The organism is Mesorhizobium sp. M1078 (assembly GCF_040318615.1).
Lineage (GTDB): Bacteria > Pseudomonadota > Alphaproteobacteria > Rhizobiales > Rhizobiaceae > Mesorhizobium.
This window is the reverse complement of sequence record NZ_JAMYMP010000023.1, coordinates 1-26,331: the sequence shown is the minus strand read 5'-3', so window position 1 is coordinate 26,331 and position 26,331 is coordinate 1. Positions and strand designations below refer to the sequence as shown.

Here is a 26,331-nt window from a genome sequence, read left to right as displayed (position 1 = left end):
GGCCTGGACAGAAGTCACATTGGTTCTGTTGTTTGCATCCCGGCGACGGCGATCGGTTTGTATAGGAGTTGACGTCCGACCATCTAGCGCCCCTGTTCGAGGCATGGCATCGAGAAGCTGTGAAACTCTTCAAAATGCCCCGGAAAGGTCCGGGCGAGATACCGCACCACTCTGGAATTATCCATCAACCGGTCGAAAAAGCGGTTGGCTGCGACAAGCTCCAGGCCCACCTGGCCATGACGTTCCGCGGCGCTGAGAACCGCAAGGCTTAGCGCGCCGACATCGAGCACCATCGCGCCGCGCTGGTCTTCCGCCTGTGTGGTGATCGTTGAGAGATTAAAACCCTCGACCAGCAGGGCTTGCGGTGTCAGAGCGACGAGTAGTCTCGCGTAGGTGATCCTGACCCGGTCCATCGCCACCATCAGCCGGGCAATCTCCAATTGCCTGGCTGGCAGCACCTTCTGGAGCAACCCGAAGATTTTTGTTTTCACCGGCGCGTCCCGAAGCAGGTCGAGGACATCAGGGCAAATTCCGTTAACGGCTTTCCGGTTCTCGCCTGTCTCGGAAGCGGGTTTTCCGGGAGAGCAGAACATTTGCGGCTCGCGGGTCGCGCCACGCAACCTATGTGCCAGTAGGCTTGGCATTGTCCTGAAGCCCTCGGACACCAGCGTGGCGCAGAATTGCTTGTCGCGCATCATCAGGTGGAGCGCCGCTACTATCCGGTCTAGGCTCTGTTCAGACTTAGCCGCTTGCGTGACGAAATCGCGCATGCGTTTGCATTCCGTATCGTAGGTCGCCAAAAATTCGTGTGAACGAAGCCTCTTCTTGGACCCTAATGCGCCAGCAACAATATTGCTCGCATGTCTGTCGCCACCCTTTTCCAACGCACGGTAGGCGGCGTCCTTGGGTAAGCGCTTGACTACCAAGCCACGCCCCCCACAGGCTCTCGCTCTGCCAGCCTGACAATGGGATTGAGCGTGGGAAAAATATAGCTGTCCAGCGGTATCCCATTGATGGCATGCAGTTCCGATTTGCCAGCGATCTCATGCGCAGGCGCAATCAAATAATCCCGGACGGTCAGGTCGCCGGGATTCATACGGATCAGGACGAAAATGTCGGGTAGTGGCCGTTTATCGGCCTTGGAAAACCAGCGTGGATAGCCGAAGCCGGAAACCCTGCATCGGCCCATTGTAATCGCCACCGTGATCTCCTCGTTTATCCGCAGGAGGTCCATCGCCATGTCATGGGCAGCAACCCCGCCCTGCTTATCAATCGCGCCCACAAGATCCCGGATAATCTGCAGCCTCATTGATTCCAGGTGCCGGTTCACGCCGATGAAGCGGTAGTTTTTGGATGGCTCGTATCCGATCAGTTCATAGGCTTTGACAATGGTTCCAAAACGCCACTGGTAGCGTTGGGCCGGCGGGCACCCCGGATCGGCGTCGATCATGGCCAACGACAAGGCGCCACGGCGAGCCAGAAGTGCCCTAAGAGCAGCCAGCATCTCGTCGTTGGTCATGTGGCGATAGATGGTCTTGAGCACGATCTGCGCCCGGTCGAACAGTTTGCGGTCGACGATCGGCTCCAGGACGTTTTCCACCCGCACCCACTGTTCGGGGGGATTACGGACTTGATGGCTTCTCAGCCGGGCCGAATGCTTGTTCCAGACGCTGTTGCCAATGTAATTTTCGTTGGTCAGCACCGAGTGGACGGATTCCCGCGTCCATGGTCGCCGCAAATCGCTGAGCACGCCGCGCTTGTTGAGCAGTCTTGCCATCTCCAGCTCTGTCTTGCGTGTTCTGACAAAGTGACTGAAGATCCACTTCACTGTCGCAATCTCGTCAGGTGGGCCGAGCACCAGAACTATTCGATCCGTCTGCTGGCTCTTGTATTCGTGGGATGAAAGGATGCCTTTTGAACGGCCGTGTTGATCGACAAGCAGGCGCCGCAGGCCAAAGGCGGCCTTCCCGCCCTGCCGGAAGCCCAGCCGGATCAACCTCGCCTGGCCGATGAAGACTTTTTGCGAGAGCATTCTGCTCTGCTCGGCAGCCATGCTCCGTTTGATTGCTTTGAGGACGTCTGACCCGATGCTGCCGTCGTTTGCGAATTGCTCGGCGCAAAATTCGATACGGACGCCGGCCATCTGGCATCGGTATTCGTAGGCTGCGCTTTCATCAATGTTCTGAAAACGCCCCCAACGGCTTACATCATAGACCACAACCGTCTCAAAATCGGCTCGCCCACTTTCGACATCGGCCAACAGCTTCTGAAGACCGGGGCGCCCTCCAAGGTTAAAACCGCTGCGACCGAGGTCCTCGTAAGTGGCGACAATGTCGTAAGCCATGATGTCGGCATAGTCGCGAATGGCATCCGCTTGGTTGTCGATCGAGTAGGTCTGGTGTTCCGTCGACATGCGCACGTACTGCGCGGCGCGAACTCTAGGCACAGTCTGGTTCCCGCCATCTAACTTTGGCACTTTCCCCACACTCTCGACCGTTGCCCAGGCAATGTCTGCCTGGGGCATGCCCAACCTACTAGGCAGCTTCCTACGGTCCCATTAGGAATACCTCGACAGTTTGTGTCGAATGGCTCGATAGTCTGATCGAGCCTCGAAGCCGCTCCTTGGGGAACCGACCCGTGCGTCACTATATCGGACTGATCCACAAGCAAGCGGACAGCGACTTCGGCGTATCCTTTCCCGATTTTCCGGGCGTGGTCACCGCCGGCACCAGCCTGGACGACGCCCGCGCCATGGCCGAAGAGGCCCTGGCCTTCCATCTCGAAGGCCTTGTCGAGGATGGCGAAGCCATTCCCGAGCCATCGTCCCTGGAAGATGTCGTGTCGAACAATGACAATCTCAACCGGGCCGCCGTCCTGGTTGCCCTGAAAGCCGAGGCGAAGAAGGTCGTGCGCGTCAACGTCACCATCCCGGAAGATGTCCTCAACCACATCGATCAATATGCGGAACGGCATGGCTGCAGCCGATCTGGATTCCTGATCGCCGCCGCGCAAAAGGCGATGCGCAACGAGGCAGCGTAGCTGCTCCTCAAGCGGATTCAAACCGATGCGCTATTGACCTGTTCGCGCAGGCCGTTTCCGCTTTGGCAACCATTGTCTTCAAGGCCCGAGAAACCACGTCTCATTTCGTGAGCGGGCGTGCCGCCGTTTGGCCGCAATGCGCCAGCAACTGGCAACCATTCGCCCCGATCCGCGTTTGGGGCTCCAAAGGAGTTCCAAGATGATCATCAGACAAACCATTGCCGCCGTGCTCATGACTGCAGCACTTGCAGGCTGCGCGACTCAAACCGAACAGCAGCAGAGGGCAACCACAGGCGCACTCATTGGCGGCGGTGTCGGCGCCCTCGCCGGCCAGGCACTGGGCGGCAACACCGAAAGCACGGTCGTGGGTGCCGCCGGCGGCGCCTTGCTCGGCGCCGTCATCGGCCAGTCGACCACGCCGCAGCGCCGCGGCGAAGAGCTTTGCCGTTACCAGGACCGCCGCGGCCGGATCTACACGGCGCCTTGCGATGATCGCTATTACAACAACGACTATTGATCCAGCCTCCCTGGAAGTGCGGCTCTCTGACGTTTGCTGCCGCCCTTCCAGGGACCCGGGATCCGTTCGGCGTTTCACAATATGAGAACGCCCGCTAAGTCCATTACACCCTCTGCCTGATGAGCTTGCGCTTGGTGCTTGCAAGGATCCCATTTCGCGGAAGCAACGTGAAGAGCTGATTTCTTGGCGCCAACAATGACATCGCATTGCCGCAGCTGAAATTGCCGACAGCGACTATCGGCTGCGGCTGAAGAGCAGGGGTGACGGTCACGGTGCCAAGCATCAAGGCGCCAAGCGCGCCTTGGCCAAGCCGAACGGCTTGCGCTGCATGCACAAAACGTGGGATAATTTGTTTGGTGGAGATTCTCGCTCACACCATCCAAAGGCCTCCTTCCGAGGCCTTTTTCATGTCATGGTAGCTGGCAACTGAGTGCCACAACCAATGGGTGACAGTCCCTGCCTAGGCGATGCCGCCAAGGTCCTTCGACCGCTTTCACGTCGTAAGCTTGGAGAACAATCCCGATGCTCAACAGCATTGCGGGCTGGCTCGATGCTGCAACTGCAATTGCCATTATTCGGCTCGTGATTGACCTCATGAACCTGTACCGCTCCGCTGCCGCCAAGAAGGCGCCGGACGGCAGGCGCGCGAGATCAAAGCCGATACGCAAGCGCCGTCCGCGTCGCCGCTGAACCGCGTCTTCCCAACCAACTCAAACTGTGACCGCGATGGTTTGACCCACCAGCGACCCGTGCACTCATCATATGGCGTCGACCGTATCCAGCTCGCGTGCCCTGCTCGGTGATGCGGTCGGCGCCGACGGGTGATGATGCGGGTGGCGTCGCGAAGGCGGCCAGCCGGCGCGCCGCGCGCCTAGTCGATTTCATCGTTAGTGGCGTATGTTGCAAGTCAAGCACTGTGAAGCACAGCGTCCAGATCGGACCTGCTGCCGTGTCGAATGGAATAGGCGCGAGTGATTTCCGCACCGAAAAGAAAAATTTCCGCCGAGTAGTAAGCCCACAGCAGGATGACGAGCAGCCCACCGGCGGCCCCATATGAGGCCGCGACCGCGCTGGAGCCTATATACCAACCGATAAGCGATTTCCCGAGCGTGAACAGGGCAGCGGTTACAACAGCGCCAATCCAGACATCCCGCCATTCCAGGGTTCGATCAGGCAAGATCTTGAAGATAGCGGCGAAAATAGCTGCGAGGAGGACAAAAGAAACGATCGCGTTGATAACGGCCAGTACAAGTGTCCCGAACGGCAACTGTGCGTTGATGAGGTTGCCTAGGGCCGAAATCGCCGCGCTCGCGACTAGAGAGACGAGCAACATGAAGCCAAGTGCGGTGACCAGTCCCAGACTTACCGCACGTGCGCGCACCAGGCGCGACAACGAACTGCCCTGCGCTTCGACCTTCCATATCATGTTCAAAGACTGCTGTATTTCGCCGAAGACCCCGGAAGCGCTCACAAGCAAGGTGATGATGCCAATCACCGCCGCCCAGGTGCCGCCGGATGGCTTTTCGGATGCGCTCTTCAATGCGGTTTGCAGGATATTTGCGCTTTCTGTACCCATCATCCCTGTGATTTGGGCGGACAATGCCGCTTGGGCTGCCTCGTGACCGAATGCGAGACCCGCAATTGCAACCACGATGAGCAGAATTGGCGCCAACGATGTTGTGGCATAAAAAGCGATTGCCGCGCCATGGCTGAGAGCATTGTCGTTGACGAACCCAACGATGGCTTCTCGCACCATTGCCCATGCATTTGTGATCGCGCGATGCATTTTGCGCCCCAGTCGAATTGGCGTTCACTAGCAATGCACCAGCACATGTGATGTTCCGGTTGCGGGCTACTAACGCCCTCAGGGGGAGCAGGCAACGTCAGTGGTTATGCGCCGCGGTTGATGCTCTCGAGCACCAGCACTCTTTTTCCGGTCAAATCGCTGGGCTACGAAGCGAGCGGCCTTCTAGCCGGGGACCTCGATCTGAGCGTAGGCGAGCAGCCCGAACCGGTTTGCGGCAATAAGGTTCCCGGACCTGTCTCACCGTCTGCCCTGGCGGCTAATCCTTTTGCGCATCCGCGACGCTATTGTCGTCGCGATGACGTTGACGAAGGCGCTCCAGCAGTTCGCGTGAAACTTGAATCGCCCTGCGCGATTGATCCATGTTCTGGCGAAATGTGGCGCGTTCCTCCATGGACTTCTGCCACTTCAGCAAGGTGGCCGTATTCGCAGTGGCCGCTTGAGCGATATCTATGGGCGTTGCAACCATCGCATCCTCCCAAAAAGGCAATGGTAAACACCATCTTTATAGGCCCGCCGAGACCCTTTCTTCAATCAAAACGACCGTACGGATTCGTACGGCAAAATGGCTATTCGTGGGGGCGCTCGACGGCGGCTTCGTCGACCTCGGCTTCCATCTCGTCGTTGACGGTCTGAGTGATTCCCCTACTGCCCGGTAGGGTCCGTTTCCTGGCAGCGCTCCCTTCGTTCTTCATGGAACAGCTTGGTGTGCTCGTCCCACTCAAGAGGCGCTGTTCCGCGCTCTTGAACGAACTTTCCAAACTGCTTGCGCAGGTCGGCAAGGTCCAAAGCCCAAAGATGCTCACTGCTACCGGGGTGCGACATCGCGTTCACCAATCCGCCCATTCTCTCGAACTAAGTTGGCTTCGCGGTTGAGCCTTCAAGATGGCAATGCGAGATAATTTGCTCGGTTGCTAATATGCCTATATCTTAAGCAGCGCGGGGGGCCTCATATCTTCCCGCAGTGGCCGGTGCGGTTAAGCCCCCACAAGCTGCCCAACTGCACCGGCCATTCCTACGGCTGGGTAGGGTGTTCGCGCTCGGCAATCTTTTCCAAGAGCTTCCGTGAGGCCTCTAGGATGCGGCGCGTCTCTTGGATGGTCGATTGTAGGGATTCCAGTTCTCTCTCCGCCCAGCGCTGGCTACGGCGGGCGCCTTCGATGAACTGGTGGTCGGATTCCACTGGTCTTTCATGCGACTTAGCCTCTCTTCCAGGTGGCGCATGTTTCCGTCGTCACGGCTACATCCGAGGAATCGATCGCTTAGGTAGAAATGTGTGGTCGTCGCCACGGTTCCATACAATTTTTGGAAGCCATTCCCCTACGGCTGGGTCCCAACCCGCAGTGGCCAAATAAGGAAGCGGCGGCCTATAGAAATGCGTGCCGATTAATTGCGGAGGCCAAGGATGGAAGCTGCAGTCCGGCCGTAGCATTTGCGGCGTTCAAGGCCGCCGCTATCGACCAGCGCTTGCTGCAGACGGCCAAGACCGAGTCTGGCGCTCGGCATGGCGGACAACGTGCCATAAACCATCGTGATGATGAACCGCCGTCCCCTAGTATCAAATATGGACCGACACATGGGATCTCGCTTGGTCGCGCGACGATGGGCTCGCACCGTACCGGGGCAGGTGTGATGCGAGCCCGGCCGAGTCTTGCGGGACCTCGACCAGCAGCGAACACCCACTCGCTGCCGTTCTATCAACAAGCCCCCAAATTTCAGGTTCCGCTTATGTACAAAAAAGCCGGTGAACGGAGCTTGGCTCATCGCTGCGTAACGCTTTCCCTGAGGGGTTCCGTAGAGCCACCAAAAGCCGCCGGGGGGGTGTGACCCGGCGGCTTGAACGTTCGGCTTACGGTGTTGGCTCAGGAGCCTGTTTGGCAGCCATCTCGTCGATCTTCTCGGCAAGCACGCCGTTGGCCCATTCGGTGACCTCGGCGTCTACCGGCTTGTTGGCCATATCGGCGAGCGCGTCATCCAGCGATGGGACGGCGGCAGCAGCATCGGTAGCCGCTATATTGGCGGCATCGAGCGCCGCCTGCGCTGCGTCAATCTGCTCCTGGGTCGGGACTTGGTCGGCCGGAGTATTCGGGTCGTTCAATTTGGCGTTCAACGCGTCGACTTCGGCTTGGGCGGCATCTACCGCGGCTTGGGCGCCCTTGGCGGCCGCCGACCCTGTCACATAAGCCTGAATGCCGGCGAATTTTTTGCTCTTGGAGTTCATATAGGCGTTGATGTTGCGCTGCAGCGAGTTCAGCCGGCCAAGCTTGGCGTGAATGTTCTTGTCCTTAGGCGTCGCGGCGACCTCAATGTCGTCGACGGCGACCTGGTCGTCGCCCGAGGTCTTCTTTCCGGCGTGAGCCGATGCCGACTTGCCGTGCGAAGCGCTGTTGCCGGACTTGCCGCCATTGCCGTGACCACCACCATTGCCGTGACCACCACCATTGCCGTGACCACCACCATTGCCGTGACCACCACCGTTTCCACCCGCGCCAGCGAAAGCAGGAGCGGTCACTAGCGCAAGCGCGGCAAGCGCTGCCAACAGCGTTTTTCGGGACGTCATGGTACCTCCTCGGCGAATAGCCACCTCGCCGATTCGTTATAGAGCGGCTTATAAGTGTTTCCTAATTCGAATGAATGAACTTTAGATAAATGCTCATTGCAATGGGCGACTAACGACCGCGAGGCTCTTTGTAACAGTGTGAAATGTAACAACTATTCGGAATCGTACAGCGTATCGGCCCTCTTCGCGACTGAAGTCCTATACCGATCGGACCTTGGTCGGGCGATGCACAACCTGCGGAGTGCCTGCGCCATTTCGGAGTATGGCATCACATGACTGAACATTGCTAGACAACTCGCCGGGCGAAGACCCCAACTACCTCGAGCCCGGCGAGCCTACACCTGATCAGAGTACGCGATCAGGACCGGGGATCAGCCGGCGAAAGATGTGGATGCAATATGGGTGCCAAACATATTCGTCCCAAATTGGGACCATGCTGGGGCCGGCAAGCTGTTCCTAGGCCTCACCAGCGGCCTAGGCTTTGGCTTTGGATCGCGCTGGCCGGTTAGCGTAGATCTGCGCCCCGGCGATGCGCCGCGTGAATGCCGCTCGACTCCAACAACAGCCTCATCTTTCGTTTCGACTGTTCCGTGCGCGCCGCCGTCATGGCAGGTCCAGAACCAAGTGCCTGCGGCTGGGCCGTGCATCGTCTTCATGATGCGGCCGACCTTTTCCTGCTGGAACGCTGCGGCGAAATCGAAGGGCGCCGTCTGCCCTCCTATGATGGTCCGCGACCATGCCAGCCAAACGCGAGCACCTCGGCCGAGCACGAACTTGAACGCCTCGTCCTGTTTCTCGAACGTCTGGAGGATCGCGCTTCCGTCGAGGACCTGAAAGCCGCGTTGATAGGCGAAGCGGACGGTAGGGCGATCTGCTGCTGGCATGGCTCCGATATAGCGTTCAATCTTCCTCGCGGAAATCCTGCAGTGAGGCATGACGCAGGCCATCCTCGCCGCGCAGGTGCTTCACGCGTCCAATGAGGCCCGGCTTTACCCATTGCGTCGCCGGCCGCTTCATGATGCCCTTGGGCGCCGCCTGAGTGCTCCTGGACGCGTTTCCATAGCCTCTCGCGCATTTCCCGGTTCAAGGTGACGAATGCGCTTCCGACATAACGCCGGTGCGGCGCTCAGCCATCAGAGCGAAAGCCGGCCTGCCAGCTTCACGCTCGACGCCGAGCAAATCGTATTCTTCAACCATATAGCTCTTGATCTTCACCCAGGCGGTCGACCGGCCGCTGCGGTATTTGCTGTCGCGGCGCTTCGAGAAAAGCATGCCAACAAGACCGCGCATCTCGTCATGTGCCACGATACGGGTTTCAGCAGGGCCGTCATTTACCCGAGAGGCGACGCGGGTGCTGAGGGTCACCACGTTCGGGGATGTCTTCCCGAAAACATCACAATCGCGCTCGTAATCTTCCGGTCAAGTAAATCCGAGAATGTGTCACTGCGGGCGTGGTGGCGCTCCTGCACGACCTTAAGAATGGTGCAGTCCTTAGTGGTCAATTGGCAACGATCGAAAGTGGGCACGGCACGTTTCCAGCCGGCCTCTGAAACAATCCGGCGTCAAGCAGTTGAGCGGGCGTGGAAACCTACCCTGCGCCGGGCAAGGACACCCGGCACAGGGTTACACTCCCGCGAGCGCCGGCAACAGGACAGGGAGACGGTTGCGGCGCTCATAGCGGCCGATTCCATTCTAAATCGCCAAGACGCCGGGTCTCATATCAACCCGCCCGCCCGATCCGAACGCTACAAACGCCTCGGGCGACCCCTGATGACGAAAGCCGTTCATGGCGGGTTGTTTATCGACGTCCGCTTATCGGCACGGATAGGAACGCCCTATCGGCCGATATGAGGCGCATTCCCGCCAGGCAGCTTTTGGGGCCGCAAGCTGCCGCGATCAATAGGGATCAGCCGCGGTAAGCTCGGCAGAGCACATATCCTGGCATCTCCACGCTCGCTGCCGGCCACAGTCATCCTGAGACAGCCGTTCGACAGAAGGGACGACGACCGTTTTCGCGCGGCTTCGACTGGATCTCTGCTTCCGACATCCGCAAACCATACGCGGATCGCTTCAGAATGGACCGGGTTATTGGGGTATGCTGCATCTGCCAACGAAGGCTACGACTGCGGAGAGCGGTTGTGTGCGTCAATCCCGGGCCGACGGTGAAAGAGGTAGGCGTCCGGGGCTATCGGTCGCGATCACCCCCGCTCGTCGCGCAAGATCTCGTCGGGCAGTTGAGGGCTGAACTGGCGGGGATTTCGGCACGCTTCGGGAACCAACCGCATTGGCTTGTAAGATTTTATTGACAAGGTCGCATCTACGAATATTTTCGATATTTTCAAATGCTACACCTCTCTCAATATAAAGTTTGCTAACGTAAGTATTAGTCTTACATCTGCCTATTTTTTGCAGAGGTGAGAGTGTCTTGATGATCAACTTTCCGGCGATCGCCCCTCGAAAGATCAGAAAAATGGTCTTTATATTACTGTGGTACTTTCAAGTTTATAGCCCAACCCTCAGATTTATGTGGCTGCGCTGCCGCCCCGCGATTAACCACTCCCGAATGAACACGGTTAACGATTCGCTAATTTAGTTGACTATGTTTTGCACAGGTATATTTTCGAAACGTTGGGATGTGCAATTTGGGCGAGCAATGGGCGATGGTGGCATCAGGCGCGTGACCGCGGTTTCGGGGCGTATCGGATGCTGAACGGCAGCTAATAGCCGAGTAGCACCGCCCAGCAACTCAAAAAGCAATCGACAGACATCAGGAGTGGACGATTCCGCGGGAGCGGAAGGTTTGTGACGTTCTCAGGAACGTCGCCCGGCAACGCTATGGCCGGCAGTAGTGTGCGCAGAGCGTAAGGGCGAAGGGGTGGAGTATGGGTAGAACTGTCAATGTTCTGAAACTCGGGGCCGGGAACAGCCGAAGGGGCGCGAATTCCAATCAGGGTCGCGCGCTGGTTGCCGGTGGGGCAGGATTTCTGGGTTCGCATCTGTGCGAGCGTCTTTTGCGGGATGGATACGACGTTCTCGCGCTGGACAATTTCCACACCGGCAAAAGATACAATCTCAATCCCCTCGTGCGCGATCCGCGATTTACGTGCATCGAGCACGACATTGTCGACCCTCTGCCCGTGGATCTCCAGGTCGATGAAATCTACAATCTCGCCTGTCCGGCGTCCCCGCCGCATTACCAGGCGAATCCGATCCATACGTTCAAGACAAGCGTGCTTGGTTCGCTGAACCTGCTCGAACTCGCGCGGCGGAACAATGCGAAGATATTTCAGGCTTCGACGTCCGAAGTCTACGGCGACCCCCTGGTACATCCGCAGCCGGAAGGCTACTTCGGCAACGTCAACCCGCACGGTCCGCGATCCTGCTATGATGAGGGCAAGCGTTCGGCCGAGACGCTGTTCTTCGACTATTCGAGAACGTATAGCCTCGATGTCCGCGTCGCACGGATCTTCAACACCTATGGCCGCCGCATGCAACCAGACGATGGCCGCGTCGTCTCGAACTTCATCGTCCAGGCATTGCACGGTGACGACCTGACCGTCTACGGCAGCGGCCGGCAGACCCGTTCATTCTGCTACGCGGACGACCTCATCGAAGGTTTTATCCAGTTGATGAACGCACCGAGCGCACCGCAGCACCCGGTCAATCTCGGCAACCCTGCCGAATTCACCATTCTGGAACTGGCGACACAGGTGCTCGAATACACCAACTCACGTTCGAAGATCGTGCATCGGCCGCTGCCGGTCGACGATCCCAAGCAGCGTCGGCCGGACATCTCATTTGCCCGGGAAAATCTTGGCTGGGAGCCAAAGATCAGCCTGAGCCAGGGGCTCGCGCATACCACGGCGTATTTTGACGCCCTTCTCTACCCGAACCGGCGCGTCAAAGAAGCTGCGATGTAATGAGCCGCCCGGCAATCCTGGTGACGGGTGGGGCCGGTTACATCGGCAGCCACACCTGCAAGCTGTTGTCAGCTGCCGGCTACCTGCCCGTCGTTTTTGACAATCTGAGCCGTGGCAACGAGAGATCCGTTGCCTGGGGGCCGCTTGTTGTCGGCGATATCCGGGACCGGGAGGCGCTACAGCAGGCGATCAGCACCTACCAGCCGCAAGCGATCATCCACTTTGCTGCGCTGGCCTATGTGGGCGAGTCTGTTCACGAGCCCGCAGAGTACTATTCGACCAATGTGTCGGGTACCATCGCGGTGCTTGACGCGGCACGCTCGAGTTCTATCGAAAACATTATCTTTTCAAGCAGCTGCGCGACATACGGCGTTCCCGAAACACTGCCCATTCGAGAGACCTTGGCGCAAAATCCAATCAGCCCCTATGGGCGAACCAAGCTGATGGGCGAGCAGATCATCAGCGACTATGCCAGCGCCTACGGAATGAAATATGCGATCCTGCGTTATTTCAACGCCTGCGGCGCCGATCCCGACGGCGAGCTCGGTGAGTGGCACTCGCCTGAAACGCACCTGATCCCGCGCGTGCTCATGGCCGCATCAGGCACAATCGACGAGATCGAGGTTTTCGGCACAGACTACGACACGTCGGATGGCACCTGCGTGCGCGATTACATCCATGTCAGCGATCTGGCCCGCGCGCATCTGAGGGCTCTCATGCATCTGGAGGCGGGTGGCGAAAACCTGTCGGTCAATCTCGGCACCGGGCGCGGGGTTTCGATCAAGGAGATTCTCCAGGCGGTCACCCGGATGACGTCCAAATCGGTTCCGGTTGTCTTCCGGCCCGGGCGCCCGGGAGACCCGGCGGAGCTCTATGCGGACCCGATCAAAGCGCGCGAACACCTGGGCTTCGTGCCGGAACTTTCCGACATCGATACCATCGTCAGGACAGCCGCCCCGTTCTTCGGGCTGGAGGCCACCGCGTTCACAATTCCGATGCCGACAGCGAGGCGCCGCCGGTCAACTTCGCCAGGAATACCAAATGCATCGGAGGACATCACCAGCTCGCAAAGCTTGTAGTCGTCCCTGTTTGTCGTTGTCGGGGACGTGGGCTCATTGAGGTGGGTGAGCTTCTCGGCGAGCCTCAACTTTTGGAATCGATCGAGGTACGGATCTTGTCGAACTGCGCGCCCTTTGTATCGCCTTCCTCGAACTTTCGTTGCTCGTCGGAAGGGTCTCCCGGAGAGTGCCGGAAACTGTACCAGACACCGTCCGGATCCTTGCGCTGTTCGAGGGTCCCACTCCGGAAGCGGTGGCTGAAACACGTGCGGATCGGCGCTGCGGCGTAGGTCTTGGACCGCCAGACGAGATCCATGCACATCTTGCCATCGTTGCTCAGATGCCATCTGCCTTCGCCGACAGAAGCCGTGTCTTGCTCGGAGGTCCAGGCCCGGACCGGTCGATCCTTCTGTCCGAAATAGGCCGCTCCGTTATCCCATATCCACGTGCGGTCAGCATAAACAAGCTGAAGTTGGAAAGCCGTGGGAACGGCAACGGCATCTGCAGGGCCGCTGTCTTTGGGACCAGCTGCGTGCGCGGCTCCGCAAAGCGCCATCTGGCACCAAATGGCCAGGACGGGCGCAAACGAGATGGCAAGTCGATGTCGCCTCGCCCGGCTCGCTGACTCAAATGGCAATCCGGTCCTGTTCGTCATGCTGAGCGGTCGCATTCAATGTTCGCTTCCCAAGCGGGCGTCGACCAGCCGAGCATACCGCAAGAACGGGCCCGGTCCGTCCTGCGCTGACAAGTGGCTCCACGCTGCAACCGTCAGTGTTTCGCATGCTAGTGAGTACCCCTCGAAGATGTCAACCGGTAGGACGGTCAGTGTCTGCCGCGGCGCGCACGGGCTGCAAATCGAGGACGACGGTCTGCCACGCGGCACGCTATACACATCCCTCGACGAACGGGCCGCTAACCCATAGCGAGCCGTTGCTGTACATGGCGGTCCCGTTGTCGTCGGTGTAGCCGTGCGATTGCTCGTCGACACGCAGTCTGGTGTTTGGCACCAACTGACCGTTCACCTTGACGCTCTTGATGAACAGATTGCGATCACCTGCCTTGCCGTCTCCGCCCCACAGGTCGTTGGTGTAGCGAAGCTCGATCGTCTTCGGGTTAGGCACGCTGCTGAGATCGATGTGGAACGGCTTGGCCAGGGTTGACGCCTGCATCAGCTCCGCCATGGCGGCTTCCGGCGTCGATGCGACGCTTTCCTTGCCCGGGACGTCGATCTCGGCTGTGGTCTTTCCGTCGACCACGACATCGAACCGAGGCGCGCCCCGGAGATTAATGCCGGCAGCGTCGACCTCCAGACTGGTGATGGCGCAACGTCCTGTCTCTTTCGCCGCGGCGGCCACCAGGTCGGCCACGCGCTCTCTCTGCGATTGCACCCATCCGGCGATGGGCTGCAGCAGCGCGTTTCGATCCCCGGTATCAGTGAAGAGGTTGGTTCGCTCATCGGAATCGGCCTTGAGGTCGTATTCCTCCACCTTGCCGGTGGTCGCGTTGAAGATGACCTTTCGATCGTTTTCGCGATAGCCGAACAGGAAACCGGCCCAGGGATTGAAGAAGAAGGTCTTGTTTGGCCGTTGCTCGCTGAACAAAGTGCGCCCCTGCCACTGCTTGGGCAGCGCAAGTCCGAGTATGTCGAAGATCGTCGGGGCGATATCGACGATTCCGCCGACCGGGTGAGCAACTTCATCATGAAAGAGATGCTTGTTGATCATGATGAGCGGGATGTGGATGTTTTCCTCGTAAATCGCGCTGGCATGAATGTAGTCGCCATGCTCCCCGAACGCTTCGCCGTGATCGCCCAATATGACCACCAGCGTCGAATCGAGCTTGCCAGACTGCTTGAGCGATTCAAGGATCTCGCCAAGGGCCGTATCGCCGACCTTCAGGGCGTTGAGATAGGCATTGAATTTCTGGTCGTCCGAGTAGTGGACCAGCGTGTTGCCATCGGAGGAAGGCGCCATCTTCGAAAACATCGGGCTGTCGGTGATGTAGGGATAATGGGTCATCGCCGTGAACATGATGCCGAAGAAAGGTTTTGCCTCGTCCTTGTTCATCCAGTCGATGATCGACTGCGCCGTGCAAAGGTCACTGTTGTAGTCCATGTTTTTCCACTGCTCGGAGCTGAGCTTGAAGGTCGGGGTGCCGCATTTCTGCCCCCGGTAGTCCTGGATCACATCCAGTCCCTTGTTGAGGAAAAACTCATCGACCCGTTGGAATCGGGAATCCGCGCTCCAGAAAAACCCTGTGCGGAAATTGTTCTTGGACAAGGTGTTGGAGATCGAGTCCAGCGGCAGATAGGGGTACCTTGCCGTCATGCCGTAATATGAAATGTCGTTGTACATCGAGGTGAGCAGAGAAAATATCGAGTAATGCGTGGACGGTGCGTGCGCATATATGTTGTCGAATCGTATCGAGTCCTTTGCATACCTCTTCATATTCGGCGTGACCGGATACTTGCCGCCAAACGTCTCGATGTATTTGGATGGCACCGACTCCATCATGAAAATCAGCACGTTCTTGATCGGGTTCGGCGTCGGCGCCTTGAAGGTCGACGTTTCCGGCGGTCGCTCGCCGACGCTGGCGACATCCGGGTCATTGGTGCTGGCATTCATCGTCAGCACGACCGGCGTTGGATTGAGCAGGGCCGATTTAACAAAATACAGGATCGGATTGTCGATCTCGGCCGCCGGCAGCGCTTCCGCACGTACGTGGTGTCCACTACCGGCGATGGCAGCGCCGACACACACAACGAGCACGCCCAGGAAGGCCCCGTAGCCAGCGGCGCTCAGCCGCTGGCACAAACTGGCCGCGGCATAGCCAAGAATGAGCACCAGGATGACGGACCCGGAAAGGGTAGCGAAGTCCTTGATGTTGAGCGCGTCGCCCATCGCGTTCCTGGCATCGGCATTCTGCAGGAAGTCGCCATAGACCAGCCACTGGAACGTGAACGGTTCGCCCAGCATTTTGACGAGATTGATGTTGGCAAATCCCCAGCCCAGAGAGACCACGATAGCAACATAGAAGAGCAAGACGACGATTGCTGAGCCGAGACGGCTCGCCTTTGCCAGGAACAGCAGGACCAAAGTCGTCACAGTCAGGGACGTAACGACAATCAGGTCATAGTAGCTCGATGCCAATCCCTTGGGGACGGCCGCCAAAAGGCCTGATACCGTGGTTTGCGGATCAATGATTGCGCCGCGGTAGACACCCAAAAGCAGCCACGACAACAGGCCCGTGCAGATGACCCGCAGGCTCCTGCGCCGGAAGCGCACATTCTTCGCCGAAGCGGTCCCCGCCTTCGACTGCGTAAGGCCGCTCTCAGGTCGGCTCGCCGACCCCCTACTGCCGCCGATGCTCATACAAACTACCCGCCGCCAGTTTGCGCTTCGGCCCCAAACAATGGCCGACAGCCTTCAAACCCCCACCCGCAGAATCGGCTTGCGCTAAAAAAGAGTCAATGAAATGGAGCTTGCGTTAACCACGCCTCTTGAGAACTGGTTAATCCACGCGATAATCGGCGAGGCGTTGTTCCCAGGTGAGCTGTTCCATCAACTGGGCACCCGCCATATGAATTGACGAACGGCGGGCGCCGTCGACCACCCGCCGTCATGACGTTTCAGTACTGCGCAGGCAATCAGCCGCCGCGCAGACGCGTTGGGCTCAGGCTCGCGACGGTCATGCCCTGCTGTTGGGAAGGACACGTCGGCAGAAAGCGGCTCGCATCCGCGTATGTCATGGTCGCGATGGAGCTCTTTAGCCCCCCACGCTTGGCGATCCAGCCGCGAACCCAGCCAGGGTAGTTTTTCATCATGAAATTCGCGGCCACCTGATTGCCGCGCGCAGAAACGCCATACGGCAGGTGAAAGCCGAACGACGCGCTCTGCGTAATGCACACCTTGCTCTTGGGCATCGACAGATAAAGCGTGCAGGCCGAGTCGCACGAACCGTTGAACCGCACAAAAGTGCCACTGCGACGCATTTTTAGCGCACGAATGGCATAGTCGATCACATAGCCGCCGCGATCGCCACTGATGGTCTTGACGTTGGCCGTACCAAGGCTGATGCGCGGACGCAGCAATTCTCCTGCGGAGCTTGCCGAGACCAGTGCGCCGATCAAACCGACCGCACCGAGAAACTTCATTGTCGTTTTCATTTGCGCCTCCTGCTATTCCGTCAATGACTAGCTGGGAGGCGTAAAAATTGAATATTCTGTGTCGCTAAATTTGAATCAGTCGATCGATTATGCAGTCGTTTTAGAACTTGATTGACGATTTGGTTTACCAATGACGCAGAAGCATGATCACTGAAAAGTAAACCTGTCGCAGGCATCATTGCAGATGACTGTGCTGCGTAGCGCAATCGGCGGATTTGGATCAGAGGAAGTCGGATGGCCGTTGGTGGCAAGGAGCAGAGGAGGTCAAAGGAAGGCAAGCCTCGCCGGGTCTGCGTCGTGACGAATGCAATCGACCATGGCGGCGAAGATGGCGCCATGGTCGAGTTGGCCAGGCTTTTTGCCGAAGAGGGGGACGACGTCACCCTGCTATGGGTTCCAGGCAGGGATGCTCCAACGGAGGAGGCCGCGCGCCACCGCGAGCTGGAGGCGGCATCGGTGCGGCTGGTGATTCTCGACAAGTCCGATCAGCTGCTTCCTTCGCTGACGACACCCGAGAGCCGGTCCGCCGCTGTGCTGCATTATCTCGAACGGTCCGGCCACGATTTGGTCTACGCGCCCCTTGAGGGCGGGCTGCTTTACTACACGCTGCTGGCTGTCGAGACTGCGGCTTTTGCCGCGCCGCCGATCGTGGTCGTCGCTCACGCTCCGGAAGAATGGGAACATGAAGCCGACAAGGCGTTCTTCGACAGCACCGAGGTGATTGCCGTCGCATTTATGGAGAAATACTGCGCCGAGATGGCGAACCGGACGATCTGTGTGTCCGCAGCCTTGCGACACTGGATGTTGTCGAAGGGTTGGAAGGTGAAGAAGGCGATCGTGACGCCGATGTTGCCGTTGCAGGATCGTCTCGCTCCAGCCGGTGCGCGATCGTCGACGGGCGGAGAACTTGCCGTCTTGGCCGGATGGCGCTTCCGCGATGGCCTGACGCTGCTTTGCGACGCGCTCGACATCATCGCGCCAATGGCGCCAAAAGGGCTGACGGTCACCGCATTCGGTCCATTTGGAAAGATCATGGGCGAGCACAGCGGTGGACTGCTGCTGAGACGCGCCGAGCGGTGGCCGTTCAAGGTCAACCTGTTGGCGCACGCAAGCCCCGCCGCAAAGCTCGACTACGTCGCGCGGGCCGGCGCGATTGCCGTCATCCCCGCCCGCGCCGCATCGACGGGCGGCACCGTTGCCGCATGCATCGAGGCGGGATTGCCTTTCGTTGCGACCAATGTGGACGCGAACGCCGAGCGCTGGTGTGCGCAGGCGAGGCAGCCGCGGCTGGTCGATCCTGATGCCGCCACGTTGGCGCAGGCCATTTCGGCGGCGCTCGATGACCCGCCTCGCCCACTGCCTGTCGACAGCCTGAGCCAATGTCGGCAGTCCTGGCTGGATACGCGCAACTTGCCGACGCCAACTAGGCGCTGGCGCGTCGACAAAAGTGCCGGGTCGTCACCCTTGGTCTCTATTGTCATGGCCCATCGCAACCGGCCGCTCTATCTGAAACAGGCAATCGCTGCGATCGAAGCGCAAACCTATGATCACCTGGAACTGGTTCTGGTCGACGACGGAAGCGACCTGGATGAAGTCAGGCGATTGCTGGATACGCTGGAACCTACCTTCCGTCAGCGCGGGTGGAAGATTCTGCGCCGACCGCACAAGCACCTCGGTGCGGCGCGAAATGCCGGCATCCGCGCTTCGCATGGCGAGCTGATCCTGTTCGTCGACGACGACAACGCGCTGTTTGCGGAGGCCGTCGATCATTTCGTGCGTGCGATGGCTACATCGGATGCCGACATCTGCACTGCGTTCCAACTGATCTTCTACGAGGATTTCGTGCCCGAACATCGCGCCGACGGGCTGATCCAGTACCTGCCTCTGGGTGGTCCCGACGCGCTCGGCCTGATCCATAACGTCTACGGTGACGCGAATGCGATTATGCGCCGGTCTGTCTTCTCGCGGATCGGGTTCTTGATCGAAAAGCCGGGCTACGCCATGCACGACTGGGAATTCTTTGCCCGAGCCTCTCTCGCCGGTCTCAAGATCAGGACGATTCCAAAGCCGCTATACTGGTATCGCTCGAAACCGGATGGCATGTTTCGGACGTCGAACTGGTACGACAACCGGCTTCCCATCCTGGAGGCGTTCAGGTCGAGCCTGCCCGATGGCGCCCGCCTGCTGCATCATTTGGCCATTGCCCAGAACGCGCACCGGTCTGAAATTGAAAGTGCCCGTGAAAACCTGAAATATACCCCCGGCAATCGGAAATATCTGGAGCTTTGCGGCATCGAGCCGAACAGCGATGCGGCCATAGAGAAGCTTGCCAGCATTGCTGGGTCGATCGGCCGCCCCGATACGGCTGCCACTTTGCTTGGGCGCCCCGCCACAGACCACAATGCCGCCGACCGTCCTGATGTCGGCGGCGGTTCTATCATTCTCGACTACGACATGCTGCGGAGTGCGCGGTTGCTTACACCCCGCGTCTCGGCTCTCCCGCTGCTGCTTGTCGCACCGGACGACGGCGGGGTGTTCTTGCGTCCGCATGCGGACGGCCCGGTCGCTGCATCGCTTGATCATCATTTTCCAGCCTTCTTCCGGAAGGTTGAAGCATCCGTCGAAATCGCTCATGCCGATGCGCCGGCGATGGATTTTGCTCTCGCCCTTGCTCGACCCGACCAGCCCATAGATTGGCAACAGGACATCGGCAAGCAAACGATCGCCTTCTCAGGCTGGATGAGCATCGAAGACAGATTTGTGCGTCATCACTTGGTGGCAACGCTTCGCACACGAAGGAAGATGCTGCTTTCAATCGTTCTCGCCGTTCGTTTCACCGCAACGTCCAACGGTTTTCCCACGAATGCGTTCTTCCGCACGCTGACACTGTTCAGCGACTAAACGTCGATCCAACCAGGCAAGGGAGATCCGAGCGCAAGCCAGGCCCGTTCATCGGTCGTGCGCGTTAACCACGTTGGTGGAACCTTCCAAGAATGGTTGACAAAACGTTAACAGACGCTAATGTTTCAGTGGGTTGAGTAGGTGGGGTGCGTTATGCGTAGGATTCATTCTCTACTGTTGGGTGGACTTAGTCTGCTGGGGTTGAGCGTCGCTTTTTCTGACGCGGCGCAGGCGAAGACCGAAGTTGGCGTCAAGGAAGCCGAGCTTGCCTGCGAGCAGGCCCTTAAAACCGGCACCATCGAGGCACTTGAGGATTATCTGCACCGGTACCCGAACGCTCCGACAGCCTGCAAGGCGCTTGCTCTCAACAGTTTGGGCCAGTTTGCGGGCGGTGAAGAGGGCAAAGGCCACGGTGAAGGTGGCGGCCGCTACGGCGGATAAGCATCAGCCGGATTTTCCCTCAGTAGTTCGAGCACATCAGGTGGCGTAGTCGCTGCGCTGGTGTTGCATGGTCAGGGTCGAAACGAAACCGGCGAAGGGCTCCGAGGTCGTCATCCAGCCGAGTTCGACGAGTTGCGCGCCGTCACCCCGATAGCAGACGGAGCTTTGGTTCCGAAGCGCGAGTTTCGGATTGCGCTCCAAGGCCTCCATGTAGGCAGCGCGCTCCTCAAGCGTCTTTTCCTTGAGCTGCGCATTTTCACTCAGAGACGACGCTGATTTCTGGCGGAATCCCCAGACGAATTTGAAGTGCAGCAATGCGACGCGCAGTTCGCTGAATCGGACCTTGCTGATCGTGTGCTGTGCGACGTGATAACGCGTGCCGCGCCCCCATTTCACGATCGGCACCTTTGTCAGGCACGGGGGAAAAGTTTGCTTGAACCGGCCGTGCCAGAAGACCCGTTCCCTCACGCCACCGAACATCTGCTCGGGTGGGTACATACCGTCGCGCGGGCGCAGCCATCCCGGCTCCGGGTCGAAGTAGGGTGAAGCTTCAACAAGCGGGATCTTGCCATCATAGCTGTATTCGGCCAACGGGCCATCGGCGTACATGTCGATCATGGAGCCTATGACAGCGTCGACGCCGGTCGAATCGAGGTAGCTGCAAAGCTGCTGGAGATTTGCCCGCTCAAAATCGGGATAGACGAGAAGTTCGTCGGCGTCGATCGAAAGGCACCAATGGCCGGTGCCGAACACATTCATGAGCGTGTTGATCCATCGCGGCGGATCGATGTTTTCAGCGAAATGCGATCCTTCCGTGTGGAAGCAGTGGCTGTCCGGCTGCTCCAGGATCAATTCGCGGGTCCCATCCGTGGAGCCATTGTCCAGGAAGAAGAACCGATCGACGCCCAGGCCGCGGTAGTGGTCGAGAAGTTGCCGCAGCAATTGGGATTCGTTGCGCAGTCCGACAAAGCACAAGATCTCGCCATCGGTCACGTCAATGCGCCGGTCGTCCAGTCGCGCGAGATGTTTTGGGGATCGAAGTTCAACCATCCGAGGTCATCAACCAGTTTACGCGAAAGGCAGGTACGCTGCTGAGAGTCCCGCGAAACGATTATCAAAGTGTTATCCAACTGTTGGCAAGACTGTTTCGAACGAAGCGGCCTGACAAGGGGGGGTCATTGAGCATTGGTTCCAAGGCAGGCGCCATGCCCACGGGCAAGCGACAGGCAAGCCATAAGCCTCGCAATGTGTGTGTCGTTTCGGAGGTTGAGTTCGGCTCGACGGCGACTGGCGATCACGGGTCGGTAACCTACGCGCTGGCGCAGCATCTGGCCGGAACCGGCGATACCGTGACGCTGCTTTGGGCGCCGAGCCCGCTCGGCAGCCAGCCCGATGATCAGGAAATAGTCAGGCTGGGCAAATGGTGCTTCGACAATTTCCTGGTGCGGCTCGAATTGTTGCCGCCCTCGCCCGAGTTGCTGCGCGGCACGGAGTCCTGCGACAAGAACTCATTGGCCGCCTACCACTACCTCAAGCAGAATGCATTCGACGTCGTCTATTTTGCGCTTGAAGGCGGACTGGCGCATTTCTCCACCCTTGCGAAGCGCACAGGTGTCTTTCCCGATCCTCCTACGATCATCGTGCTCGCACATGAGCCCCTTGTGTGGAAGCTGGAAGCCAATTCACGGGCGGTCGAACGCAAGGAGCAGATGACCGTCGCGCACATGGAAAAGAGGTCGGCCGAGACGTGCGACCATCTTGTCATCGCTGGCCAGTCGCTGCTCGACTGGATGGCCAAGGCGGGATGGAAGTTGCCCACCAGCCATCACATTGCTGCGCCCCTCGAGCCGGAGGAGTGGCGTTCCAACTTCGCTGTCGATCACTACAGGCCGCGGGATCGGCCAACCGCCGAAGTGATTCATTTTTCAGGCACAGAGGCGCGCGATGGGCTGACGCTGTTCTGCGATGCGCTCGATCGTCTGGCCGACAGCGGCGTCACCGATCTGACAGTGACGGTAGTCGGCGCGTTTGGTCATGTCCTGGGCGAGCATTCGGGTGGCATGATCGTTCGGCGTGCGCGGCAATGGCCGTTCAAATTGAAGCTCCTGCCCATTCGAGATGAGCCTGACATCTATAGATACCTGCGGCAGAGTCATGCTCTGGTGGCGATGACGCACTCAGCGGCTCAGCTGCCGCTGGAAGTGATGACGTGCCTTAACGAAGAGATCCCGTTCATTGCGACAGATGTCGGCAGCATTCGTGACGTGCTCCATCCGAAGTCGGCCGATGCCGTCCTGATGGATGCGTCGGCCTCCGCCATCGCGGCCAAAATAGCGTCTGTGCTGGAAAGCCGATCGTTTCGTCCGGCAAAGCCCCTGCAAAAGCGGGAAGCGCTCGAGAAAGCCTGGAGCGGGCTGCACGCGAAATTCTCCCGCGAACCCGGCAAGGTCTCCAGTCGCAGGCGGAGCCAACGGCCGCTCGTTTCGATCATCACTGCGCACTACAACCGGGTGCACCTGTTGCCGCAGGCGATTGCCTCGGTTCGACGCCAGGACTATCCCAACATCGAATTGATTGTCGTCGATGACGGCAGCACCGATCCCGATGCAATCAACCTGTTGGCGGAACTCGAACCGGAGTTCGAGCAGCGAGGATGGCGGATCATCCAGCAGAAGAACGGCTTCCTCGGCAAGGCGCGCAACACCGGTATCCGCGCCGCCAGGGGTTCGCTGATCCTGTTCCTGGACGACGACAACGTGCTGTTCCCAAACGCCGTCAGTACGTTCGTCGCCGGCATGCAAAATTCCGGCGCCGATATCTGCACGACCTTCGCCAAGTGGCTCAACGAGCCCTTCGTGCCGCCGGACACCAGGAGCGGCTATGTGCTCTACTTCCCGGTCGGCGGGCCGACGGACATCGCCATGCTCAACAATCCGTATGGCGATGCCAATGCGATGTTCCGGCGTGAGGTGTTCGACAAGATAGGTTACCTCAACGAAGAGCGGGGGTTTTCCGCAAGCGACTGGGAGTTTTTCCTTCGCGCGGATCTGGCAGGCCTGGAGATCGTCCCCGTCCCGGAGCCGCTCTATTGGTACCGGTCGGCACCGACGGGCATGAACCGAAATGCCGAGTGGCTGAGGAATCGCAAGCCGATCATCGCTGTCTTTCGAAAGCATCGATTCGCGAAAACAGAAATGTTCGTGCAACTCGCCATCAGCTCGAACACCGATAATCATGAGAAGGAGCTCAACCTCTGGAATCTGGAGCTGCGGGTTAACGACGAGCGGTATCTCAGGTTGAGTACAGGTCCCGCCAATACCGCGGACGCTATGCAGTTGCTGGCCGAGATCGCGGCACGCGAAGGCAGGGCGGATACCGCAATTTCGCTTCTCGCCCGTGCAGGACGAAGCGACTTTGCTGTGGGTGTGGTTGAAATACTCAACGCGGCGACCGGAGAGACGGTGCCCGAGTTGAATTCCTCGCTGTACAGCGAGCAGTATCTTTCCGCCGAGCCCATGCGCCTAGCTCATGTCGGTTCGTATCCGGATGCCGATCCGGACCTGCTGAGCTATGTCGAACTGTCTCCAGACCAGTTGTTCCTCGAAGCCAGGGGCAGCAATGTCACCATGGCTTTGCTGAAGGGAGTCTGCCCGCCGGGCACCGTAGGCGCGACGTGTTGGGTTTACCTCGACGAGGAACTGACGGGCTCTGCGCAGTTTCAGCTCGCGATCGTAGACGCAGAAAACCAGACCTTCAGCAATTTCGCCCGGCTGCTTGAGGATGGCAGCGGGAGCGGTTGGGCTGATGTCAGCCGACGGCACGAAGCGCGTGAGATAGGGGCGATGGTCAGTTCGCCGGCTACCGGCCGACGCGATTTGTTGTTGGCAGTCAAATGCGGCGGCAGCCGCCCGGAGGCGCGCGTCCTCGGCGGCTTTTCAAGCGTCCATATCCGCCATGTCGTTTCGAACGATGCCAGGCGCCCGCGCCTCAACGCACCCCAACTGCGCCAACGCACCCGCCGAATGACCAATGATGACCTGAAGCGTGCGGCGCTTGTGACGGATTATCCCTCCGAGCTGCCGACGCTGCTCATCGCCGGCGACAATGGCGGTATATTCCTGCGGCCGAATACGCACGGTCCGGTTGTTGCCGCCCTCAATTCGGCCTTCCCGGCCTTTGCCAGAAGTGTCATCGCGACAGTGGAGATCGCCCACGATGAAGCATCCCCATTCGAGTTCGCCATGGCGCTCGGCAGGCAGGAAGAAAAACTCGTGTGGAAACACGATGCACCTGTCGGCGCGCTGTCATTCTCGGGATGGACGCGCGTCTCGAGACCGTTCGAACTGCATGACCTGAAAGTTTCGACCCGGGAGGTCGATCGCAAGTGGCTGACGATCTATCTGGCAATCCGGCTGCCATTCGGCTCGAAGCCGATGCCGTCCAATGCTTTCTGGCGCAAGCTGTTGCTGGTGTGGGACTGAGGGGCGCGGGTTGTCGGGACGCGTCGCGCCTTGTCGACTTTTAAGTGCGGTAGTAGATTAAGTCCGCGTGGAGGCGCCAAGACAATGAAGAAATCACTCGGCCTTGTTCTGGCATTTATTGTCATTACCGGATGCGCAATGTCTTTCGGCGCGGCCGCCCAGGAACGCGACGTGGGGTCTAAATGCACGCAGTGGAATGCACATCGCGTCCTCTTCAAAAAAGGTGAAGGCAAGATATCCGAGGAATCCGCGAAGGCCCTGGCGGCTTTCGTCAAGGATGCTGGGCATGATTGCGGCTACCGGCTCTACGCAACGGCGAGCAAGGAAGGCAACTACAACAAAGCCTACGACATCGCTGGTCTCAGGCTCGATGCAACCGGCGATTTTCTCAAGGCGCAAGGCGTCAAGCCCGAAATGGTGCTGGTGCTTTCGCATTGGGTTGACGACGGCGCCGCCGACACCAATACGGCGCGGAGCGCGATACTGTACACGCTGCCAAAGCAAGGCATATCTTGCCGGCAATATGAGAAGCGCAGCCCTGTGCAGGTCGACCTGTTTTCTATAGCCAGTCCTATGTGATTTCACCGCGGGTCAAGGCCGACCTCGAGAAGTTCGCCGCCAGCATCCGAGACTCACGTTGCAATGTCGAACTGACGGCTCTCGCGGCCATGGAACTCACCGGCGCCGACGCTGCAAAGACAAACAAGGAACTGGCCAAGCAGCGCCTGAAGGCGGTCGAGGATATCTTGACCGCAGCCGGGATCGACAGCGATCGTCTGGTAGACACGAAAGTCGAGTACGTTGGCGACCAGAAGCCGAACGGCGTTCGCAGTCGTCTGGCGACCGCGTCCCTGATGTAACAGCTTGCCAGATTGGCTGACCCGCGACGGACCCGCAACGATGTGGGGCTACGGCGCACCACACCTGACGCTGGACGGCTGGAAGGCACACCTCGACCAGTTACTCGCGATCGGCACGGGCAAGGTCCATGGCGGGCGTGGGGATTCCCTGCCGGTGGCCGAGGCGGCCCAGCAGATCGCTATGTCGACAAGCCGACGAGATCGTCACCGCCTTATCAACCACGGCGTCAATGACGGCCCAGGGATCTGGTGGGCTTTTCTGCTGGGGCAGGTGTTGAATGTGGGCCGATCATACGTCCGCGATCAATCCGCCGCAGCTCGGCGGCCTTGACCACCCGTTGCAGCCCGCCGACGTCACGAAATGACGGACGGGCACCTCCACAGGTTGCCTCTTCACGCCAGCACGCCTGTGCCACCGTCGCTGCCTAAGAGGCGGCGACGGTGGCCGCTTGAAGCAGAACCCGCGCGCCGGTAACCGCGTAGGCAGGCTCCACATATTCCGCCTCGTTGTGGCTCAGCCCGTCACGGCACGGCACAAAGATCATCACGGCAGGCGCCACCCGGGCGAGGAACAGCGCGTCATGG

The 26,331-nt window shown here is 59.2% G+C and carries 24 protein-coding genes; 13 read left to right on the top strand and 11 right to left on the bottom strand.

Annotated elements, in window-relative coordinates:
• Nucleotides 1–83 precede the first annotated feature (83 nt).
• Entirely contained in the window at nt 84–926 is an 843-nt protein-coding gene (locus NKH38_RS24110) for a plasmid partitioning protein RepB C-terminal domain-containing protein (protein ID WP_031198691.1), read from the bottom strand.
• Complete coding sequence (locus NKH38_RS24105; protein ID WP_352764782.1) at nt 920–2,524, bottom strand: recombinase family protein; 1,605 nt, start codon at nt 2,522–2,524, stop codon at nt 920–922. The genes NKH38_RS24110 and NKH38_RS24105 overlap by 7 nt, the downstream gene beginning before the upstream one ends.
• Before the next feature lie 113 nt (nt 2,525–2,637).
• Between NKH38_RS24105 and NKH38_RS24100 the strand changes: the two genes are divergently transcribed.
• The 3 genes from NKH38_RS24100 to NKH38_RS24090 all read left to right on the top strand — a co-directional run bounded on the left by NKH38_RS24100 (nt 2,638) and on the right by NKH38_RS24090 (nt 4,246).
• Nucleotides 2,638–3,039, top strand: a complete 402-nt coding sequence (locus NKH38_RS24100) for a type II toxin-antitoxin system HicB family antitoxin (RefSeq protein ID WP_023669231.1) — start codon at nt 2,638–2,640, stop codon at nt 3,037–3,039.
• A gap of 199 nt (nt 3,040–3,238) precedes the next feature.
• Nucleotides 3,239–3,556, top strand: coding sequence for a YMGG-like glycine zipper-containing protein (locus NKH38_RS24095; RefSeq protein ID WP_023669232.1), 318 nt, complete (start codon nt 3,239–3,241; stop codon nt 3,554–3,556).
• A 522-nt stretch (nt 3,557–4,078) separates the two neighbouring features.
• Nucleotides 4,079–4,246: a hypothetical protein gene (locus NKH38_RS24090; protein WP_352764779.1), complete on the top strand. Its 168-nt coding sequence runs from the start codon at nt 4,079–4,081 to the stop codon at nt 4,244–4,246.
• A gap of 217 nt (nt 4,247–4,463) precedes the next feature.
• On the opposite strand, the gene NKH38_RS24085 is transcribed toward NKH38_RS24090, so the two are convergent.
• On the bottom strand, nt 4,464–5,342 hold the full coding sequence (locus NKH38_RS24085) for a YihY/virulence factor BrkB family protein (RefSeq protein ID WP_352764776.1): 879 nt from the start codon (nt 5,340–5,342) through the stop codon (nt 4,464–4,466).
• A 277-nt stretch (nt 5,343–5,619) separates the two neighbouring features.
• Complete coding sequence (locus NKH38_RS24080; protein ID WP_023669236.1) at nt 5,620–5,829, bottom strand: hypothetical protein; 210 nt, start codon at nt 5,827–5,829, stop codon at nt 5,620–5,622.
• Between the two features lie 803 nt (nt 5,830–6,632).
• Here NKH38_RS24080 and NKH38_RS33450 point away from each other — a divergent pair.
• Nucleotides 6,633–7,187, top strand: a complete 555-nt coding sequence (locus NKH38_RS33450; RefSeq protein WP_156940630.1) for a DUF982 domain-containing protein — start codon at nt 6,633–6,635, stop codon at nt 7,185–7,187.
• A 22-nt stretch (nt 7,188–7,209) separates the two neighbouring features.
• On the opposite strand, the gene NKH38_RS24075 is transcribed toward NKH38_RS33450, so the two are convergent.
• A complete protein-coding gene (locus NKH38_RS24075) occupies nt 7,210–7,920 on the bottom strand; it encodes a hypothetical protein (protein ID WP_352580030.1) in 711 nt (236 codons plus the stop codon).
• 542 nt (nt 7,921–8,462) lie between these two features.
• Here NKH38_RS24075 and NKH38_RS24070 point away from each other — a divergent pair.
• Complete coding sequence (locus NKH38_RS24070) at nt 8,463–8,900, top strand: hypothetical protein (protein ID WP_023822760.1); 438 nt, start codon at nt 8,463–8,465, stop codon at nt 8,898–8,900.
• Nucleotides 8,901–9,003: 103 nt separating this feature from the next.
• Here NKH38_RS24070 and NKH38_RS24065 read toward each other — a convergent pair whose 3' ends face one another.
• A complete protein-coding gene (locus tag NKH38_RS24065) occupies nt 9,004–9,210 on the bottom strand; it encodes an ATP-dependent DNA ligase (protein WP_023707304.1) in 207 nt (68 codons plus the stop codon).
• 1,592 nt (nt 9,211–10,802) lie between these two features.
• Here NKH38_RS24065 and NKH38_RS24060 point away from each other — a divergent pair.
• Nucleotides 10,803–11,840, top strand: coding sequence for a UDP-glucuronic acid decarboxylase family protein (locus NKH38_RS24060; RefSeq protein ID WP_023670638.1), 1,038 nt, complete (start codon nt 10,803–10,805; stop codon nt 11,838–11,840).
• Nucleotides 11,840–12,919 carry a UDP-glucose 4-epimerase GalE gene (gene galE / locus NKH38_RS24055; protein ID WP_023670637.1) on the top strand — a complete coding sequence of 360 codons (1,080 nt, stop codon included), beginning with the start codon at nt 11,840–11,842 and terminating at the stop codon, nt 12,917–12,919. Before NKH38_RS24060 ends, galE begins: the two co-directional genes overlap by 1 nt.
• A gap of 64 nt (nt 12,920–12,983) precedes the next feature.
• Here galE and NKH38_RS24050 read toward each other — a convergent pair whose 3' ends face one another.
• From NKH38_RS24050 to NKH38_RS24040, 3 genes are all read right to left on the bottom strand, one after another.
• A complete protein-coding gene (locus NKH38_RS24050; RefSeq protein ID WP_245260687.1) occupies nt 12,984–13,553 on the bottom strand; it encodes a DUF995 domain-containing protein in 570 nt (189 codons plus the stop codon).
• A 229-nt stretch (nt 13,554–13,782) separates the two neighbouring features.
• Nucleotides 13,783–15,798: a sulfatase-like hydrolase/transferase gene (locus NKH38_RS24045; protein ID WP_198031448.1), complete on the bottom strand. Its 2,016-nt coding sequence runs from the start codon at nt 15,796–15,798 to the stop codon at nt 13,783–13,785.
• 746 nt (nt 15,799–16,544) lie between these two features.
• Nucleotides 16,545–17,063, bottom strand: a complete 519-nt coding sequence (locus tag NKH38_RS24040) for a hypothetical protein (protein WP_245276013.1) — start codon at nt 17,061–17,063, stop codon at nt 16,545–16,547.
• 336 nt (nt 17,064–17,399) lie between these two features.
• On the opposite strand from NKH38_RS24040, the gene NKH38_RS24035 reads away from it, so the two are divergent.
• Together NKH38_RS24035 and NKH38_RS24030 are read left to right on the top strand one after the other, a co-directional pair.
• Nucleotides 17,400–19,964: a DUF6212 domain-containing protein gene (locus NKH38_RS24035; protein WP_198029278.1), complete on the top strand. Its 2,565-nt coding sequence runs from the start codon at nt 17,400–17,402 to the stop codon at nt 19,962–19,964.
• Nucleotides 19,965–20,165: 201 nt separating this feature from the next.
• Entirely contained in the window at nt 20,166–20,405 is a 240-nt protein-coding gene (locus NKH38_RS24030; RefSeq protein WP_023670631.1) for a hypothetical protein, read from the top strand.
• A 36-nt stretch (nt 20,406–20,441) separates the two neighbouring features.
• Here NKH38_RS24030 and NKH38_RS24025 read toward each other — a convergent pair whose 3' ends face one another.
• Nucleotides 20,442–21,455: a glycosyltransferase family 2 protein gene (locus NKH38_RS24025; RefSeq protein WP_031214298.1), complete on the bottom strand. Its 1,014-nt coding sequence runs from the start codon at nt 21,453–21,455 to the stop codon at nt 20,442–20,444.
• 128 nt (nt 21,456–21,583) lie between these two features.
• On the opposite strand from NKH38_RS24025, the gene NKH38_RS24020 reads away from it, so the two are divergent.
• From NKH38_RS24020 to NKH38_RS24005, 4 genes are all read left to right on the top strand, one after another.
• Nucleotides 21,584–24,886 carry a DUF6212 domain-containing protein gene (locus NKH38_RS24020; protein ID WP_352765438.1) on the top strand — a complete coding sequence of 1,101 codons (3,303 nt, stop codon included), beginning with the start codon at nt 21,584–21,586 and terminating at the stop codon, nt 24,884–24,886.
• Between the two features lie 84 nt (nt 24,887–24,970).
• A complete protein-coding gene (locus NKH38_RS24015) occupies nt 24,971–25,465 on the top strand; it encodes a hypothetical protein (RefSeq protein WP_023707298.1) in 495 nt (164 codons plus the stop codon).
• Nucleotides 25,462–25,746, top strand: a complete 285-nt coding sequence (locus tag NKH38_RS24010) for an OmpA family protein (RefSeq protein WP_023670627.1) — start codon at nt 25,462–25,464, stop codon at nt 25,744–25,746. Before NKH38_RS24015 ends, NKH38_RS24010 begins: the two co-directional genes overlap by 4 nt.
• A 40-nt stretch (nt 25,747–25,786) precedes the next feature.
• Nucleotides 25,787–26,077, top strand: coding sequence for a hypothetical protein (locus tag NKH38_RS24005; protein ID WP_023670626.1), 291 nt, complete (start codon nt 25,787–25,789; stop codon nt 26,075–26,077).
• A 94-nt stretch (nt 26,078–26,171) separates the two neighbouring features.
• Here the strand turns inward: NKH38_RS24005 and NKH38_RS24000 are convergent.
• Nucleotides 26,172–26,331, bottom strand: a 160-nt coding sequence (locus tag NKH38_RS24000) for a M20/M25/M40 family metallo-hydrolase (RefSeq protein WP_352904543.1), incomplete at its 5' end; no start/stop codon positions are given.

Coding starts and splice junctions, on each gene's coding strand:
- NKH38_RS24025 (WP_031214298.1), bottom strand. CDS start 21,455: ATGGTTGAACTTCGATCCCCAAAACATCTCGCGCGACTGGACGACCGG.
- NKH38_RS24070 (WP_023822760.1), top strand. CDS start 8,463: ATGCCGCTCGACTCCAACAACAGCCTCATCTTTCGTTTCGACTGTTCC.
- NKH38_RS24040 (WP_245276013.1), bottom strand. CDS start 17,063: ATGAAAACGACAATGAAGTTTCTCGGTGCGGTCGGTTTGATCGGCGCA.
- NKH38_RS24080 (WP_023669236.1), bottom strand. CDS start 5,829: ATGGTTGCAACGCCCATAGATATCGCTCAAGCGGCCACTGCGAATACG.
- NKH38_RS24095 (WP_023669232.1), top strand. CDS start 3,239: ATGATCATCAGACAAACCATTGCCGCCGTGCTCATGACTGCAGCACTT.
- NKH38_RS24075 (WP_352580030.1), bottom strand. CDS start 7,920: ATGACGTCCCGAAAAACGCTGTTGGCAGCGCTTGCCGCGCTTGCGCTA.
- NKH38_RS24045 (WP_198031448.1), bottom strand. CDS start 15,798: ATGGGCGACGCGCTCAACATCAAGGACTTCGCTACCCTTTCCGGGTCC.
- NKH38_RS24085 (WP_352764776.1), bottom strand. CDS start 5,342: ATGCATCGCGCGATCACAAATGCATGGGCAATGGTGCGAGAAGCCATC.
- NKH38_RS24090 (WP_352764779.1), top strand. CDS start 4,079: ATGCTCAACAGCATTGCGGGCTGGCTCGATGCTGCAACTGCAATTGCC.
- NKH38_RS24050 (WP_245260687.1), bottom strand. CDS start 13,553: ATGACGAACAGGACCGGATTGCCATTTGAGTCAGCGAGCCGGGCGAGG.
- galE (WP_023670637.1), top strand. CDS start 11,840: ATGAGCCGCCCGGCAATCCTGGTGACGGGTGGGGCCGGTTACATCGGC.
- NKH38_RS24005 (WP_023670626.1), top strand. CDS start 25,787: ATGTGGGGCTACGGCGCACCACACCTGACGCTGGACGGCTGGAAGGCA.
- NKH38_RS24060 (WP_023670638.1), top strand. CDS start 10,803: ATGGGTAGAACTGTCAATGTTCTGAAACTCGGGGCCGGGAACAGCCGA.
- NKH38_RS24105 (WP_352764782.1), bottom strand. CDS start 2,524: ATGCCCCAGGCAGACATTGCCTGGGCAACGGTCGAGAGTGTGGGGAAA.
- NKH38_RS33450 (WP_156940630.1), top strand. CDS start 6,633: ATGTGTGGTCGTCGCCACGGTTCCATACAATTTTTGGAAGCCATTCCC.
- NKH38_RS24065 (WP_023707304.1), bottom strand. CDS start 9,210: ATGCGCGGTCTTGTTGGCATGCTTTTCTCGAAGCGCCGCGACAGCAAA.
- NKH38_RS24035 (WP_198029278.1), top strand. CDS start 17,400: ATGGTCGAGTTGGCCAGGCTTTTTGCCGAAGAGGGGGACGACGTCACC.
- NKH38_RS24015 (WP_023707298.1), top strand. CDS start 24,971: ATGAAGAAATCACTCGGCCTTGTTCTGGCATTTATTGTCATTACCGGA.